The sequence below is a fragment of the Embleya sp. NPDC059237 genome (genome assembly GCF_042754105.1).
Taxonomy (GTDB): Bacteria; Actinomycetota; Actinomycetes; order Streptomycetales; family Streptomycetaceae; genus Embleya.
Map to the genome: position 1 here is coordinate 41715 of NZ_JBHZAE010000011.1, position 15938 is coordinate 57652.

Annotated in this window: 11 protein-coding genes and 3 pseudogenes; 5 read left to right on the forward strand and 9 right to left on the reverse strand. The window is 72.2% G+C overall.

The genetic code is table 11. The features are described from left to right. Nucleotides 1-797: 797 nt before the first annotated feature. Complete coding sequence (locus ACFXKZ_RS30720; protein ID WP_380004483.1) at nt 798-1421, reverse strand: TetR/AcrR family transcriptional regulator; 624 nt, start codon at nt 1419-1421, stop codon at nt 798-800. 105 nt (nt 1422-1526) lie between these two features. Between ACFXKZ_RS30720 and ACFXKZ_RS30725 the strand changes: the two genes are divergently transcribed. The 4 genes and pseudogenes from ACFXKZ_RS30725 (at nt 1527) to ACFXKZ_RS30740 (ending at nt 5560) form a co-directional block, all read left to right on the forward strand. After that, complete coding sequence (locus ACFXKZ_RS30725) at nt 1527-2798, forward strand: 2,4-dienoyl-CoA reductase (protein WP_380004485.1); 1272 nt, start codon at nt 1527-1529, stop codon at nt 2796-2798. A 121-nt stretch (nt 2799-2919) separates the two neighbouring features. Further along, on the forward strand, nt 2920-3618 hold the full coding sequence (locus tag ACFXKZ_RS30730) for a type 1 glutamine amidotransferase domain-containing protein (protein ID WP_380004487.1): 699 nt from the start codon (nt 2920-2922) through the stop codon (nt 3616-3618). A 576-nt stretch (nt 3619-4194) separates the two neighbouring features. Next, a complete protein-coding gene (locus tag ACFXKZ_RS30735; protein ID WP_380004489.1) occupies nt 4195-4512 on the forward strand; it encodes a hypothetical protein in 318 nt (105 codons plus the stop codon). Between the two features lie 40 nt (nt 4513-4552). Beyond that, nucleotides 4553-5560, forward strand: a pseudogene (locus ACFXKZ_RS30740) (TauD/TfdA family dioxygenase). 70 nt (nt 5561-5630) lie between these two features. Here ACFXKZ_RS30740 and ACFXKZ_RS30745 read toward each other — a convergent pair. The 8 genes and pseudogenes from ACFXKZ_RS30745 to ACFXKZ_RS30780 form a co-directional block, all read right to left on the reverse strand. Next, nucleotides 5631-6290, reverse strand: coding sequence for a 3-oxoacid CoA-transferase subunit B (locus ACFXKZ_RS30745; protein ID WP_380004491.1), 660 nt, complete (start codon nt 6288-6290; stop codon nt 5631-5633). Then, the gene (locus ACFXKZ_RS30750) at nt 6287-7003 is read right to left on the reverse strand and encodes a 3-oxoacid CoA-transferase subunit A (protein WP_380005001.1); all 717 of its coding nucleotides are present in this window, start codon (nt 7001-7003) and stop codon (nt 6287-6289) included. Before ACFXKZ_RS30750 ends, ACFXKZ_RS30745 begins: the two co-directional genes overlap by 4 nt. Continuing rightward, nucleotides 7003-8223 carry a thiolase family protein gene (locus tag ACFXKZ_RS30755; protein WP_380004493.1) on the reverse strand — a complete coding sequence of 407 codons (1221 nt, stop codon included), beginning with the start codon at nt 8221-8223 and terminating at the stop codon, nt 7003-7005. Before ACFXKZ_RS30755 ends, ACFXKZ_RS30750 begins: the two co-directional genes overlap by 1 nt. Beyond that, nucleotides 8220-9272, reverse strand: coding sequence for a maleylacetate reductase (locus tag ACFXKZ_RS30760; RefSeq protein WP_380004495.1), 1053 nt, complete (start codon nt 9270-9272; stop codon nt 8220-8222). Before ACFXKZ_RS30760 ends, ACFXKZ_RS30755 begins: the two co-directional genes overlap by 4 nt. Then, entirely contained in the window at nt 9269-10135 is an 867-nt protein-coding gene (locus ACFXKZ_RS30765; protein ID WP_380004497.1) for a dioxygenase, read from the reverse strand. Before ACFXKZ_RS30765 ends, ACFXKZ_RS30760 begins: the two co-directional genes overlap by 4 nt. 3 nt (nt 10136-10138) lie before the next feature. Further along, nucleotides 10139-11215 (reverse strand): alpha/beta hydrolase, encoded by a 1077-nt coding sequence (locus ACFXKZ_RS30770; protein WP_380004499.1) that lies wholly within the window; start codon nt 11213-11215, stop codon nt 10139-10141. Then, on the reverse strand, nt 11212-12813 hold the full coding sequence (locus ACFXKZ_RS30775; protein ID WP_380004501.1) for a bifunctional 3-(3-hydroxy-phenyl)propionate/3-hydroxycinnamic acid hydroxylase: 1602 nt from the start codon (nt 12811-12813) through the stop codon (nt 11212-11214). The genes ACFXKZ_RS30770 and ACFXKZ_RS30775 overlap by 4 nt, the downstream gene beginning before the upstream one ends. 219 nt (nt 12814-13032) lie before the next feature. Then, nucleotides 13033-13935, reverse strand: a pseudogene (locus ACFXKZ_RS30780) (AraC family transcriptional regulator); the annotation flags it as partial. 1841 nt (nt 13936-15776) lie between these two features. On the opposite strand from ACFXKZ_RS30780, the pseudogene ACFXKZ_RS30785 reads away from it, so the two are divergent. Further along, nucleotides 15777-15929 (forward strand): annotated as a pseudogene (locus ACFXKZ_RS30785) (pyrimidine dimer DNA glycosylase/endonuclease V); the annotation flags it as partial. Nucleotides 15930-15938: the final 9 nt, after the last annotated feature.

Below are 15938 nucleotides of genomic sequence, written 5' to 3' on the forward strand. Positions count from 1 at the left end.
TGCGGAGTTCCCGGGTCTCCGCCTCCGAGCGGCGGATGCGCGAGGTGGCGGTTCCCAGGTGCGCAACGGCGAGATGTCGGAGGCGCGTTGCCGGTCGGGCGGGATCGCTGCCGACGGCGGGCCGGGGTGACGTCGACGGAGCCGTTAGATCTCGGTGCGCAGATCCTGCCGTGGATAGAGCCAGGACCGGGCCTGGTCCGTACATACGAGCGTGGAACACCCGCGCCACCGCGTCATCCAGAAACCAGGTGTCACCCAAAAGACACGAAGCCTCGCCTCGAACGATCTGGCGAACCAGATCAACCGAGACGACGGGCGAATCGGACCAGATCAACTGAGACTGGGACCAGATCATCACGGACGGGACACTCGGCCCATGCTGTGACTGAGCGCGCTACAAGGCGGATGTGCGCGATGGATGGCGGAATCCGTCCAGTCGATTCGCGAAGGGGGAGTCTTCTCGGCCTTGCGGTGTGGCGCCTGCGGTCCGGCTCCAAGCGCAACGTCACCTACACGGCCTTCCGTGAGGTCGGCAAGGTCGTTCGCACCGTCGGACTCCTGCGCTACATCTCGGACGCGCTTGCTCAGGGCCCGGGTGACGGCGGGGACCAACAACGTCGAGGCGTTCAACGGCTTCTCCGACCGGGTGCGCTTCGGCCGCCACGGGACCGTGGCGGCAAACGACCCGGTCGAGCAGGAGAAGGACGTGAGGTTCACCTTGCATGGCCACGCCATGCTCGGACTCGGAGGAAGGTTTCGCTGCCGATCGCGCGTGGGTGAACGCTCCGGTCACCGTGCTAGGTGGTTGCCTGCCCAAGCGGCGTTGCGGTGGTTTGAGGCATGGCCGGGGTGGCGGTGAACAGCGCGTGCACGGTGGTGCGGACGTGGTCCGCGACGACGTCCGGGGTGGACGCGTCGAGTTTGCCGTCGAGGTGCAGGAACGCCAGGCCGTGGACCAGGGCCCAGACCATGGTCGAGAGCGCGTCGGGGTCGCCGTGGGGGAAGGCGGCGCGGGCGATGCCGCGCACGTAGTCCTTGATGGCGGCGGTCGCGTCGACCCGGTCCTGGTTGGTGGGGTCGCAGGGTTCGGCGAACATCACCCGGAAGACTGCGGGGCGGTCGAGCGCGAAGCGCACGTAGGCGACGGCGACGTCGGCGAGTTCGTCGGGGGTGGCCGGTGACGGGTGTGCGGCGGCGAGGTGTTCGGCGAGTTCGCGGTAGCCCTCGGCGGCCACCGCGGACAGCAGAGCCTCGCGGTCGGCGTAGTGGCGGTAGGGGGCGCCGGTCGATACGCCGGCCCGCCGGGCCACCGCTCGCAGGGACAGCGCGGCGCTGCCGTTCTCCTCCAGCAGTTCCCGCGCGGCACGCAGGCATGCCGTGCGCAGATCGCCGTGATGGTACGAGCCGCCGTCCTGCGACATGGGTCACACTCCTTCGTGTATGCACCGCTTACATCGATGCTCTAATGTGAGCAGTGCACACATTGTAGGGGATTCCGAGATCGGAAGATTGAGAGGAGAACGCGGATGACCAGCGAGTTGTTCTCGCCGCTGGCCCTGCGATCCGGGCAGGTGCTGGGCAATCGGATCGCGAAGGCGGCCATGGAGGAGAACATGGCCGGCCCCGGCCAGGTTCCCGGCGCCGGGCTGATCGCGTTGTACCGGCGCTGGGCGACCGGCGGAGCCGGGCTGCTGATCACCGGCAACGTGATGGTCCACGCCGAGGCGCTCACCGGCCCCGGCGGCGTGGTGCTCGACGAGGCGGCGCCGTTGGAGCCGTTCGCCGCATGGGCCGAAGCGGCCAAGTCCGGCGGCGGGGCGGTCTGGATGCAGATCAACCACCCCGGCCGCCAGGTCCGGGCCGACATGCCGGGCGTCGTGTGGGGCCCCTCCGACGTGGGCGTCGACCTCGGCCGGCACAGCAACCGCTTCGGTCGCCCCTCCGCGATGACGCCGGAGCAGATCGAGGCCACCGTCGCCCGGTTCGCCGCCACCGCCCGGCGCGCCGAGGAGGCGGGGTTCGACGGCGTGGAGGTCCACGCGGCGCACGGATACCTGCTGTCGCAGTTCCTGTCGCCCCTGGTCAACCGGCGCACCGACGCGTGGGGCGGTCCGCTGGAGAACCGGGCCCGGATGTTGCTGGACGTCGTCGCCGCGGTGCGCGCGGTGGTGTCGCCGTCGTTCGCGGTCGCGGTGAAGCTCAACTCCGCGGACTTCCAGCGCGGCGGTTTCGGCGTCGACGACGCCCGCCGGGTGATCGCGATGCTCGAACCGCTCGACGTCGACCTGGTCGAACTGTCCGGCGGCAGCTACGAGAGCCCGGCCATGACCGGCCGCCCCGCGGATGCGCGGACCCGGGCCCGCGAGGCGTACTTCCTCGACCTGGCCACGGACCTGGTCACGACGAGCCCGCTCCCGCTGATGCTCACCGGCGGCATCACCCGACGCGACACCGCCGACCGGGTCCTCGCCGGCGGCGTCGCCCTGATCGGCATGGGTACCGCCCTGGCCGTCACCCCGGGCCTGCCCGAACGCTGGCGCGACGGCCGCGAGGCCGACCGGCAACTGCGCCCGGTGACCTGGACCGACAAGTCCCTCGCGTCGGCCGCGAGCATGGCGCAGGTCCGCCACCAGATGCGCCGCATCGCCCAAGGCAACGACCCCAGGCCAAGGACCCATCCCGTGCGAGCTCTGCTCTCCGAGCTTCTCCTGCAGCGGCAGGCGCTGCGCCGTTACCGCGCCTGGCTGCCCGCGGCCCGGCCCGGCGCCGGAGCCTCGCGGCCTGTGACGGAGTCGTGATGACGCCGGGTAGTGATCCGATCGCCCTCGACCACACGTTGGCCGATGATGGTCGAGGGCGCCCGTGCCCCGTCCGGACGGGCGGCGGCACCTGCCCATCCCGAACGCGAGGGAGAACGCCATGACCAAGGTCCTTTTCGTGGTGTCCGCCGCGGACCGCTGGACGCTGCGGGACGGAGTGGTGCACCCCTCCGGCTTCTGGGGCGAAGAGCTGGCGATGCCGCACAAGATCTTCACCGAGGCAGGGTGGGGGACCACGATCGCCACCCCGGGCGGGAAGGCGCCGACGCTGGACCGGCTCAGCATGTCGTGGACCGCAGGCCGTCCCGCCAAGCTGCGCGAGGTCCGCCGATACCTGGACACGATCAAGACCGAGCTGGACAACCCCCGGTCGCTCGGCGATGTCGACGCGGACGCCTTCGACGTGGTCTTCTACCCCGGCGGGCACGGACCGATGGAAGACCTCGCGGTCGACCCGGTCTCCGGCGCGCTGCTCACCCGCGTGCTGGCCTCCGGCAAGCCCCTCGCACTGCTGTGCCACGCGCCCGCCGCGGCATTCGCGGCGCAGAACGCCGACGGGTCGTGGCCGTTCACCGGATACCGGATGACCGGCCTGTCCAACGTCGAGGAGAAGTTCAACAGCTTCGGCCGCAAGGCCAAATGGCTGTTGGAGGACCGCCTGCGCGACAGCGGCGCCCGATACACCAAGTCCCGCCTGCCGCTGCGTCCCTTCGTCGTCGTCGACCGCAACCTCTACACCGGCCAGAACCCGGCCTCGTCCGAACAGCTCGCGAAGCGGCTCGTCGCCGACGTCGGCTGATCCGCCCGCGCACGGGACGCCGCGGTCGGCGTTCCGTTCGGTGCGGCGACACGGTCCCGACGCGCCGTGATCGGCGCCGATTGCCGGCATCCAGCGTGCGCGGCCGCTACCGGGCGCGGTGCGACGGAGTCCGCACGAACGAACTGCACCAGTACACAGAGCGCTCCTGTCACCGGCGCTCGGCCGTGCCCGCAGGCCGAATCCCTTCAGGGGCAGCACCGAGAACCCGCGGAGACGCTGTTGCCGCCAGGCGCCGGGGCGATGCGGACCTCCGACACGTCCTGCTGACGTTGTGGCACCCGATGCGCCCGGCGCGCGGATTCGGGTGTCCGGTTCGGGACCGGGTGCGAAGCCGAGGCTGTGCCCGGGCCCCGGGTTCGCTCGTCGGAACGCTGATCGTCAGACCTGCGGGGGGCCGGTGGTGGGACCGCCGCCGCGGTGTCCGCACGGGTGGCTTCACGATCGAGAACTGGCCCCGGTCGCCCTGCCAGTCGCGTGAAAGCCAGTACGATCCCGGTCGGGTACTACGTGGCGGCGATACGCCGGACCATGGCGCCTCCTTCGGTGGATGTCCCGTTGAGCGGGCGCCAACATCGCGGATACAAGCTGTTCCGGGCAGCGATGAAGGACGTGCTGTCCGCGGTCCCCGACTCCTACGAGCAATTGGCGGCCCGCGCCCCGAAGTTGGCCGAGGCGCGGAACACCCTCCTGGAAGCCGACATCGTCGACGGTGAACATCTGCATCGTTCCATCGCCCAGAAACCGGACGGCCCCGACAACGCCGTCGCCGAACTACGGCACATGCGCCATCGCCGCGCGGGCCGGTACGCCTCCCTGATCCGATTCGGGGACCACTACATCGCCGACGCGGTGGCCGGCCTGCGCCACCCGTGAGTCCGCGTGCCCGCCGCCCACACTCCGGCAGGAGACCCCGATGCCCGAGACGCCACCCGGCACCACCCGAACCTCCGCCGTCACCGGCGACCGGGCACTTGAGCCGGCCGATGCCGGCGCGTGCGAACGGCTCGCCCACACCCTGTGCACCGGCGAGCAAGACCACGTCGACGACCCCGAGTGGGTGTCCGGGCCCGGGACGCCTGGGAGGACCTTCCGTCCCCGCCGCGGCGTGGGGCGCACCGCTTTCGAAGGCGCTCCGGCCCGCACGGCACATTGGTGATCGGCGGCCTGCCCGTCGATCAGGCGGCCCTGCCCACGACACCGTGCGTACCCGGCTCGGTCCAGCGCCGGGTCACCGTCTCGGCCGCGGTGCTCACCATGGTGGCCTGCGGGCTCGGCGAACCGCTCGCCTACCGGGCCGAGAAATCCGGTGCCCTTGTGCAGGACGTCGTGCCCGTGCCCGGACAGGAGAGCTTCCACGGCAACGCCGGATCGGCGCCGCTGTCCTTCCACACCGAGAACGGCTTCCACCCCCACCCACCCGACTACGTGATCTTCCTGTGTCTGCGCGCCGACCACGACCGGATCGCCGGCATGCGCGTCGCCGGCATCCGCCGGGCGCTGCCGCTTCTCATCCCGGCCGGCCGCCGGGCCCTGTTCGCACCGGAGTTCATCACCACACCACACCCTCCTTCGGCCCCGACGCCGCCGCGAGCGAGCCCGACGTCAAGCCCCGACCGGTGCTGTCGGGAGCGGTCGAGGATCCCGACATACGGATGACCCAACTCGTCACCACCCCGCTCACCCCTCGGGCCACCGCGGCGCCGGCCGATTCGGCCGCGCCTGCGAGACCACCGCCCGCACCCCGCACCTGACCCCCGGCGACCTGGTCATCATCGACAACCGCGTCACCGTCCACGGCCGCACCGCCTTCCACCCCCGGTACGACGGAGCGGACCGCCGGCTGCAACGCACCTACGTCACCACCGACCTGCGCCGCTCCCGCGACCACCGCCCCCACGACGGCCACGTACTCGCCCGCTGACCGGCGTCCGGTCCCGGTCCCCGTCCCATGGAACGACCCCCGGGCTCGCGCGGACGGGACGGGCGGGCCGTCAGGCGCCGGGCGGCCCGTCGAGCAGATCCACGTCGAGCAGGCGTGACAGGTCCGCGTACCCGATCCCGAACGTCTCCCGGACCACCACGCCGGCCGGTGTGAGGTGGAAGACGGCCAGGTCCGTGTAAAGGCGGCCGACGCAGCCGACCCCGGTCAACGGGTAGCCGCACTCGCGCACGAGTTTGGGGCGTCCGTCACGGGTGAGCAGGGTCATCATCACGAACGTCTGCTTCGCGCCGATGGCCAGGTCCATGGCACCGCCGACGGCCGGGATCGCGTCGGGTTCGCCGGTGTGCCAATTGGCCAGGTCGCCGCCCGCCGAGACCTGATAGGCGCCCAGTACGCAGTAGTCGAGATGTCCGCCGCGCATCATCGCGAACGAGTCGGCGTGGTGGAAGTACGACGCTCCCGGCAGTTCGGTCACCGGGATCTTGCCCGCGTTGATCAGGTCGGGGTCGATCCGCTCGCCGCGGGCTTCCGGGCCCATGCCGAGCATCCCGTTCTCGGTGTGCAGCACCACGCCGGCATCGGGGCGCAGGTGGTTGGCCACCTTCGTCGGCTGCCCGATGCCGAGGTTGACGAACGACCCGTCCGGGATGTCCGCCGCCACGACGGCGGCGAGTTCGTCGAGGCTCAGCGCCCGTCCGGAGGTGGTCATCGTTGCTCCTCGGCTCGTGGGAGTACGTTCCCGCCAGGCCCGGGGACGGGCCCGGCGGCCACCCGCACGACACGATCGACGTGGATCGATGGCGTCACCACGTGTTCGGGGTCGATCCCGCCCACGGGGCGGAGTTCGCGCACCTGGACCACGGTCGTCCGCGCGGCGGCGGCCATGATCGGGCCGAAGTTGCGGGCGGTCTTGCGGTAGACGAGGTTGCCGACCGCATCCGCGGCATGGGCCGAGATCAGCGCGAGGTCGGCGTGGATGGGGTATTCGAGTACGTGGTGTCGGCCGCCGATGTCCCGGACCTCCTTGCCCGCGGCCAGCGGGGTGCCGTAGCCGGTGGGGGTGTAGAAGGCGCCGATGCCCGCGCCGGCGGCCCGGATGCGTTCGGCCAGGTTGCCCTGGGGCACCAGTTCCAACTCGATCCGGCCGGCGCGGTATTCGGTGTCGAAACAGTGCGAGTCGGCCTGCCTCGGGAAGGAGCAGACGATCCGGCGGACCCGACGCTCCCGGATCAGGGCCGCCAGGCCCCGGTCGCCATTGCCGGCGTTGTTGTTGACGACGGTCAACTCGCGGGCGCCGGAGTCGATGAGGGCATCGATCAGCTCCATGGGCTGACCGGCCGTACCGAAACCGCCGATCATCACGACGGCGCCGTCGGGAACCGCAGCGACGGCCTCGGCCGGGGTGGCGACGAAAGCGACCATCACGCACCCACGTTCTCGAGCACGACCGCGATCCCCTGGCCCACTCCGATGCACATCGCCGCGATCCCCCACCGCTCGCCGCGGGCGCGCAGGGTGTGGGCCAAGGTGGCGATGATCCGGGTGCCGGACGCGCCGAGCGGGTGGCCGATCGCGATCGCGCCGCCGTGCCGGTTGACGATGTCCGGGTCGACGTCCCAGGCCCGGACGCAGGCCAGGGACTGTGCGGCGAACGCCTCGTTGAGCTCGACGGCGGCGATGTCGGACCAGCCGATGCCGGCCCGCTTCAGCGCCCGGTTCGCGGCCTCGACGGGAGCGATGCCGAAGAACTGCGGCTCGTTGGCGGCCACTCCCCAGGCCGCCACCCGTGCCAGCGGCGGCCGGCCGAGCAGGTCCCGGGCGGACGCCGAGCCGAGCAGGGCGGAGGAGGCACCGTCGTTGAGGGGAGAGGCGTTGCCCGCGGTCACGGTGCCGTCGGGGCGGAAGACCGGGGCCAGCCCGGCCAGGGCCTGCGGCGTGGTGGCGCGGATCGACTCGTCGCGGATCGGTCCGACCCCGGGGACCTCGATCACCTGGTTCGCGTAGAAGCCGCAGTCCCAGGCGCTAGCCGCGGCCCGATGCGAACGCAGCGCGTAGGCGTCCTGGTCGCCGCGGGAGATGCCCTCGCGCTCGGCGAGTTGCTCGGTGGCCTCGCCCAGCGACACGGTCCAGGCGGCCGGCATCGCGGGGTTGACCAGTCGCCATCCCAGCGTCGTCGAGACCAGCTCCGCGCCGGCCGCCGGGAAGGCGCGCTCCGGTTTGGGCAGCACCCACGGCGCCCTGGACATCGATTCCACCCCGCCGACCAGCACGAGATCACTCTCCCCGAGGGCGATCCGCCGCGCGCCCGCGATGGCGGCCTCCAGGCCGGAGCCGCACAGTCGGTTCACGGTGACCGCGGGTACCGAGACCGGGAGCCCGGCGAGCAGCACCGCCATGCGGGCGACGTTGCGGTTGTCCTCCCCCGCGCCGTTGGCGTTGCCGAACACCACCTCGTCGATCCGCGCCGGATCGAGCGCCGGGGTGCGCGCGAGCAGCGCGCGCACCACCAGCGCCGCCAGATCGTCCGGGCGGCAGCCGGCGAGCGCGCCGCCGTACCTGCCGAACGGCGTGCGAACCGCGTCGTAGAGGAACACTTCGCCGCTCGAGCGCGGTCCTCCCGTGACGAACACTTCGCCGCTCATGCGCGGCCCTCCCATGCGGCGTGCAGAAGCCCATCCAACTCCGGCCGAGTGACCGGCCTCGGATTGGCGTAGGGGTTGGCCCACACCTCGTCGGCGACCCGGCGCAGGTCGGCCCGGTCGACGCCCAGGTCGCGCAGGCCGGCCGGGACGCCGAGCCGCGCGCCGAGGTCGGCCAGCGCCGCGGCGGCGTCATCGGCGCCGAGCGCGCGGCGCAGCGCGGCGTCGGCGGCCGGCGCCGCGGGAAGGTTGTACGCCGCCACATGCGGCAGCACGATGGCGTGGGTGTCGGCGTGAGGCAGGTCGAGCATGCCGCCGAGCACATGGCACAGCTTGTGATGCAGGCCCATCGTGGTCGCGCCGAGGCACGCGCCGCACAGCCAGGCGCCCCGCAGGCAGTCGGCGCGCGCGGCCCCGTCGCCGGGATGCTCGGCGATCATCGGCAGGGCGGCGGCGAGGTCGCGCACACCCCGCTCGGCCATGGCGGCGATCACCGGGGAGGTGTCGGGTGCGTACAGGGCCTCGACCGCGTGGGCGATGGCGTTGAGGCCGCTGGTCGCCGATGCCGATACCGGCAGGGTGAGGGTCAGGTCCGGGTCGTAGACCACGCTCCGCGGCAGCACCGCCCGATCGCGCCCGGTCTGTTTGCGACCCGCCTCGGTGAGCCCCCAGATCGGCGTCATCTCGGAACCGGCGTAGGTCGTGGGGACGGCGACGAACGGCAGCCCCGTGCGCAGCGCCAGCACCTTGCCCAGGCCGATGGTCGACCCTCCGCCGACGGCCACCCAGCCGTCGGCGCGCAGCTCCGCGGCCATGTTCCCGGCCGCGTCGGCGGTGCCGGCCGGTACGTGCATGCGCGCTCGGTCGAAGACGCCGACACAGCGCTCACCCAGCAGGTCGGCGACCCGATCGGCCAGGTCGCGTTGTGGTGGGGTCGACAGCACGTGCACGCGCCGCAGACTCTGCCGGTCGACCTCGTCGACGACGCGGGCCAGGCTGCCGGGGCCGAAGACGACCCGCATCGGCAGGGCGTCGTACACGAATTCACTCATCGGGGTCTCCCTGCTCGGGCGAGGCGGATCGGGAAGTGGGCGCGCCGGAACGGCACCGGTACGCCGTATCGCGCGGCCTCGGCGGCGTCGGCGGATTCGGCGAAGTCCCGCACCAGGCTGTGCTTGACCGCGAACACGGCGTCGCTGTCGAGGTAGGGGCTGTCGGCCACGAACATGTGCGTGGTCACCGTGGTGAAGCCCGGGGCGCTCGCGATGACGTGGACGTGCGCGGGCCGGTAGGGGTGGCGTCGGCTCGCCCCCAGCAGCCGGCCGACCGGGCCGTCGGTCGGGATCGGGTAGTACGTCGGCACGACGCCGCGGAACCAGAAGGCGCCCCGGTCGTCGGCGTGGAACAGGCCCCGACCGTTGCCGGGCGGCTGGGTGTCCGGTCGTTGCACGTCGTAGAAGCCGTTCTCGTCGCACTGCCACACGTCGACGACGGCGCCCGGGATGGCCTCCCCGTCGGGGTCGGTGACCGTGCCGGTGACGACGCAGGGCACGCCGGTGCCAACCTCGTCGATGCGGTCGCCGAGTTCTCGACGGGGCGATTCGCTCATGTGGAAGGGACCCAGGACCGTGCCCTCGGTGCCCCGCGCGTCGCCGTTCATGGTCTCGACCAGCATCGACACCCCGAGGACGTCGGACAGCAGCACGAACTCCTGCCGGGTGTCGTCACACATGTGGCCGACGGCGGTGAGGAAGGCGATGGCGCTCTCCCACTCGGCCGTGGTCGGGCGCAGTTCGTGCACCAGCGCGTGCAGGTGCCGGGTGACCGCGCCCAGAATCTGTCGCAGGCGCGCGTCGGGGGTGTCGGCGAAGCTTGCCAACACGGCGTCGAGCGCGGTGTGTTCGGTGAAGTCCACGGTCTATTCCGCCCCGCTCGCGAGTTGGTCGACGAACCAGTCGGCGACGTGGGCCGTGCGCTCGTCGGCGTGGTTGTAGATGGTGTGCTCGCCGTCGTCCCACACGCGCAGGCTCGCTTCGCCGAGCGCCGCGTCGAGGAACGGCTGCTGTTCGTCGAGCGTGACGATCGGGTCCCGGCCTCCGTGCAGCACCAGCACCGAGCCGTGGATGCGGTCGTCGGGGCGCAGCGCGAGGCGCGCGAAGTTGGCCGTGACGGCGGCGAGGTCGGCGGTGCCGAGCATGGCCGCGGCCTGGTCGTCGAAGGTGCGAAAGCCCAGCAGGCGGGGGCGCGCGGGGGCGCCGTTGACGCAGACCGCGCGCACCCGCCGGTCCGCGGCGGCGGTCGTGGCGGCGTACAGCCCGCCCATGCTGTTGCCCCACAGACCGACCCGGCCGCCCAGCGACGGGTCCGCCAGTACGTGGTCCACGAAGGCCGAGTAGGCCGCGCGGACGTCCACGTCGAGCAGCAGCCCGCCGCTCATCCGACTCTCCCCCTGGCCCGGCCCCTCCACGAGGAAGGCGGCCAGGCCCCGGGCGACCAGGGCGTCGGCCGCCCTGAGATAGGCGGCGCCCCATCCGCTCTGCCCGCCCAGGACGATCACGGTGCCCGCGGCGGGACCGGTCGGGCGCACGAGGCAGCCGAACAGACGCCCGGTACCGAAGGGCAGCGACACCCGCTCCCAGGCCGGGTCCGCCAGGGCGCCCGCCGCGTCGACCGCGTCGGTGAACCGGCGGTAGAGCTCGACCTTGCGCGGTTCGTCGTGGTTGAAGGCCATCTGCGCGATGAGCAGGTCGGCGGCGGCCGATCGGTATTCGCGGTGTGCGGTCACTCGTCGGCCGGCCGCGCCGGCCGCCCGGCCGCGGGCACACCCGGCCGCGGCCAGGTCCTCGGCCGCCTCGTCCCAGGCGATGCCGGCCTCGGTCCGGGACTTCAGGTCCAGGATGTCGGCGTAGTCCATCCCGCAGTCGAGCATCCGGGTGACGGACATCGCCCGCCACAGCACCTCGGCGGGCGGCAGCGAACGTCGGGATGTGCTCATGCCAGGGCTCCGACGGGTGCGGGCGAGCCGGTCCAGGCCAGCCGGGCCCGAAGCTGGTCGAGAGCCTCGGGCAGGTCGGCCAGGGTGCCGGCCCAGAACAGGTGGTGGTCGGGGCGCCCGATCAGCGCCTCGGCGCCGCGTTCGGCCAGCCATGCGGTATACGTGCCGGCCACGTCCTCGACCGAGTCCTCGGCACCGGGTGCCAGGGTCGCGGTGCGCACGCCGAGCGCGTCGAGGAAGGAGCGCCGGCCGGTGTCGAGGACCGCGCTCCGGTCGAGGGTGCTCACCAGGGAGAAGCCGCGGCCGACGACGTCGTCGAACAGCCCCTCCCCCGCCGCCGTCCGCACCGGGCCGTGCGGGGTGAGCGTGCCCGCCGCCGGACCGACCGTGCCGTCCGCCGCATGGTGCACGACGCCGGCCACCAGGGTCGGGAACGGCGGGAGGTCGGGTACGTCGCCGGTGCGAAACGCCGCGTCGCGTACGGCCGCCGCGACCGGATCGTGGGTGTTGGCCACTCGGCCCAGGGCGGTGGAGATCTCCGTGATGGCCGTCGCGTGCGGACGGCGCTCGGCCTCGTAGGTGTCCAACAACCGGTCGCCGGCAAGACCGCGCAGCACCAGGTCGAGCTTCCACCCGAGGGTGATGCCGTCCCGCATGCCCGAGCAGGCGCCCTGTCCGATGTACGGCGGGGTCGTGTGCGCGGCGTCGCCGATCAGGAAGACCCGGCCCCGACGCCACGTCTCGGCGATCCGCCCCTGGAAGGTATAGACCACTTGCCGCAGGATCCGCACGTCCTCCGGGCCGAGGCCGTGCGTCGTCCGCAACCAGGTCCACGCGAACTCCGGCTCCTCGAACCGCGCCTGGTCCTCGCCGTCGAGCACCGCCAGCTCGAATCGTTGCCGGCTTCGTCCGATCGGCATGTACATGTGGCCGCGCCCGGGGTCGCAGAACTGGGTGACCCCGGCGAACCGGTCCGGCAGCTCGCGCACCTGCTCGGTGTCGATGTTGAGCCACCTGTCGTCGACGCCGTTGTCGCTGCGCTCGATGCCCGATGTCGCCCGCACGAAGCTGTTGGCACCGTCCGCGCCGACGAGGTACTTCGCCGTGATCGTGCGTTCCTCGTCGCTGTGCGACCACTGACCGGTGCGCGACTGGCTCCACGGTCTGGCGGTGACTTCGACGTGGTCGTCGAACGGCAGCAGGTGTACCACCGACCAGCCCTGGTGGACGTCGACGTTGCCCGAGGCACGGACGTGCCGGTCGATGGCGTCCTCGATGTCGGGCTGGTACATGGAGATGTGGGCCGGGTAGCCGCACGACTCGCCGCGCCAGTCCAGTTCGATGAGTTCCTCGCCCGCGCCGTCGAGGTAGCGGTAGTTCGTCACCGGACGGGCGTCGCGCAGGGCGTGCTCGACGTCGCCGACGGAGGCGATGACGCGCGCGGTCTCGCCGTCGATGTGGGTCAGTCGGGGCAACCCGTACAGGCTCGGCCAGCGCTCGAAGACCACCACCTTGTGGCCGGCCTTGCCGAGTGCCGAGGCCAGTACCAGTCCGCTGGGGCCGTAGCCCACGATCGCGACGTCGTACTCGATGTCCATCCGTATCGCTCCCCTCGGCCCGGAGCGCACGCTCGTGCAGCGGCGGCTCCCGGAAACGGGCACGACATTACGAAGGCTCGATCGGCCTGACGATCCGTTGCGCGACGGGGTGATCCGGTATGCGACACCGGACGCGACCGGGCGCCTTCAGGTGCGGTCGCGCAGGGTCGCCGACGGGGGGACGCCGTAGCGCTTGCGGTAGGCGCCCGCGAAGCGCGCCACGTGGCCGAACCCCCACCGCAGGGCCACGTCGGCGACGGTGACGCCGGGCCCCGCCTGCCGCATGTCGTGATGGGCGCGGGAGAGCCGGACGGCCAGGACGTACTCCCGGGGCGAGATCCCGACGTGCTCCTTGAAACAGCGCTGGAGAGAGCGCGGCGTGACCCCCGCGACCGCCGCGAGCCGCTCCGAGGTGAGCTCCGCCGCGGGGTCCGACTCGATGAGGTCGATGGCACGCCGAACGGGCGCCGGCCGATGTGCCCCGAGGCGATGCCGCTCCAGGTGCTCCGAGTAGGTGTGCGGCTGGGCCAGCAGCAGACCTGTCATCAGGAAACGCGGCCACGGGTTGTGTTCGGCCACCATCGCCAGGCCCTCGGGGGTGTCGAGGTCCTGCACCAGCAGCCGGACCATCCGCGCCCAGGACGCGGCGGCGGGTCGGGTCAGATCCATGCCCGCGCCGAATCGGATCGGCTCCGGCACCTCCCGGCCCAGCATCTCCCCCAGGTGATGCTCGAGCGCCTGTCGCTCGATCCTCACGTGCAGCTGGCTGTAGCCGTCGCTCAGTTCCATCCGGGCCGACATCCGGGGCGAGATGATCCCGGCCGTGTGCTCACCGACGACGACCTCCTCGTCGCCGGCGGACAGGAGGTTGGTGCCGAGCAGGGCGAGGTTGACGTCGTAGTAGGAGACCTCCTCGGTGAGCCGAACCCGCAGTTCCGTCCCCGCGGTGCGCCCGTGGACCAGGCGCACCGGTCCGAGGTCGACCATGGACAGGTCGGTACGCACCACGCCGGTGGTGCCCGTGGGGGTCAGCTGGTGCGGCGTGAGGAATCGGGCGCAGTTCGCCCGGAACTCATCGATGTCCGACGTCGTCGAGACGAGAAAGCGCTCCAGCGTGGCCATCCCGCTCACCGCCTCTCACCTGCCGCGTCGGCCGTCACCGGGCCATGGTCCGACGGGGTTGCCACTCGATGCAACGATATGCCCGGGCCGCCCGAGGCGGGCGGAGCGGTCCCGGGCCGGATGGCCGGGTACCGCGTGGTGCTCCGGCCCGGGCCCGGCGTCCGACCGGCCTCCTACGCTGATCGCTGCCGCGCTCCGCTCGGGGAGGTGCGGCCGTCCCGGCGAGGAGTGGCAGCCCAGTGATCACGTACGAGAGTGTGACGGTCCAGCGCGCGGCGTTTTATGCCGCGTACCACCTCGCGCCCGCCGCGGCGACCCGGCCGTGGGCCATGCGCCGCTCACCTGCCGCGACCGCGGTGAGCGGGTGCGTGCGGCGGTCTGGGCGGACGCGGACCCCGCGTCGGCGGACTGGCACACCGACGTCGTGACACCCCTCTTGGAGCGCACGTCGCCCTGGTTGTTGCGGTCGGCGTTGTACGCGCCGTTCCCCGAACCGGTCCGGCACGCGGTCCGCCATCTCGCCCCGTACCTGCCCCCGTGGGCCGTCGTGGACTGCGTCCTGAGCATCTGCGTCGCGCCCCCGCCCGTGGACGCGCGCGCCGAAATTGTTGGCGTGTCGGGTCGTGGTGGGTTTGCGTGCTCGGCGCGTTTGAGGGCCCGGTTGGACATCTTGCGCTTGACGACGCGGGGTTTGGATCTCAACCGCCGGGCGGGCAGCAGGCGTTCGGTGATCTCACGCAGGCTCCGGGCGGTGGCGCGGGCGAGTCGGGAGGGGGGAAGCGCCGCCTGCCCGGTGACGTGGCGGCGGACGATGCGAGGGTGCGGATGAAGGAGATCCGATCCGGGTCGTGCCCGCCCTTCAGGGCTGCCCTCGGCAGGTGCCCGGGCCGGGTCGAGGACGGTGGTGATCAGCCGGCCGCCGACCATCGGCGCAAGGCCGCACCGCCCGAGACCAGACCCCGCCTCGCCCCGGTAGGGCGCGGAGATGCGCGCGTCGGGCGTCGAGGCCCGAAGTGCCGCGCGCGAGGCGCGGAAGGCCGCCGCCGCGACGGCCCACGAGGCGGAGCGGTCCGCCCGGCACGAGTGTGGGAGCGTCACCCGCTCGAGCGCACGGCGGCGGACATTCCGGATGCCGAAATGTGGAGCGAGATGGCGCGCCGGCGGCGATGCCGGCCGTGCGGGGCGAACGCGCCCGCGGAGGGGCTCGACCACGCACGGCTCATCCGGGACCTGACGCTGTCGCCGACGCCGGTTGTCGACCTCGGCTCCCACGCCCGGCTCGTAGGCCGGCAGAGGGTGGCGGCCCGGTATCCCTGCCCATGCGGTGTGCCGAGGCTCTCCGGGTTGTCCGGCGCCTGCAGTGGCGCGAACCGGTACACGGTGTAGGCGACGTCCCAGACGCGTGGCCCCGGGTGCGCGGCGTCGAAGTCGATGAAACCGACTGCAAGGGAGCCGGCCCGGGCCTGTCCATCGTCCGCTCCATTTGCGTGGCGCATGGTGGCTCGGTCGACGCCGAACCCCGCGCGGGCGGCGGCCTGATCGTAGGTGGATCAGCGGTTCGTCGGCCGTCGGGACGGCTCGGTCGAACCGGTGTCGATCCCTTCCGGCAACACCGGCGTCACCCGTACGCGCGTACGCGCGTACGCGCGTACGCGACAACCGCAACTCGTGCCGCAGCACCACCTCGGTGAATCCCTGGACGGCGTACTTCGAGGCGCCATAGGCGCTCATCGCCGGACTCACCGAGCAGGTTCGGGCCGTCGCGCGGGCTGGGCTGCGGTCGCGTGGGCCGGTTTCGCGGGGGTGTCACGGGTACACGCACTCGACTTCCGGAGGCGCCTGTGCAGACGTTTTTGCCCGAATCCGGTTTCGAGGCGACGGCGCGGATCCTCGACGACCGCAGGCTCGGCAAGCAGCGTGTGGAGACGTTCCAGGTCCTGCGGGCGCTGGTATGGCCGACCTACGGTTGGAAGCATCATCTGGCGGTGGCGATGACACGATCG

What these genes read in the sequence shown, in the direction of transcription:
- ACFXKZ_RS30775 (WP_380004501.1), bottom strand. Translation starts at nt 12,813, where the DNA reads ATGGACATCGAGTACGACGTCGCGATCGTGGGCTACGGCCCCAGCGGA.
- ACFXKZ_RS30755 (WP_380004493.1), bottom strand. Translation starts at nt 8,223, where the DNA reads ATGAGCGGCGAAGTGTTCGTCACGGGAGGACCGCGCTCGAGCGGCGAA.
- ACFXKZ_RS30770 (WP_380004499.1), bottom strand. Translation starts at nt 11,215, where the DNA reads ATGAGCACATCCCGACGTTCGCTGCCGCCCGCCGAGGTGCTGTGGCGG.
- ACFXKZ_RS30725 (WP_380004485.1), top strand. Translation starts at nt 1,527, where the DNA reads ATGACCAGCGAGTTGTTCTCGCCGCTGGCCCTGCGATCCGGGCAGGTG.
- ACFXKZ_RS30750 (WP_380005001.1), bottom strand. Translation starts at nt 7,003, where the DNA reads ATGGTCGCTTTCGTCGCCACCCCGGCCGAGGCCGTCGCTGCGGTTCCC.
- ACFXKZ_RS30720 (WP_380004483.1), bottom strand. Translation starts at nt 1,421, where the DNA reads ATGTCGCAGGACGGCGGCTCGTACCATCACGGCGATCTGCGCACGGCA.
- ACFXKZ_RS30730 (WP_380004487.1), top strand. Translation starts at nt 2,920, where the DNA reads ATGACCAAGGTCCTTTTCGTGGTGTCCGCCGCGGACCGCTGGACGCTG.
- ACFXKZ_RS30760 (WP_380004495.1), bottom strand. Translation starts at nt 9,272, where the DNA reads ATGAGTGAATTCGTGTACGACGCCCTGCCGATGCGGGTCGTCTTCGGC.
- ACFXKZ_RS30745 (WP_380004491.1), bottom strand. Translation starts at nt 6,290, where the DNA reads ATGACCACCTCCGGACGGGCGCTGAGCCTCGACGAACTCGCCGCCGTC.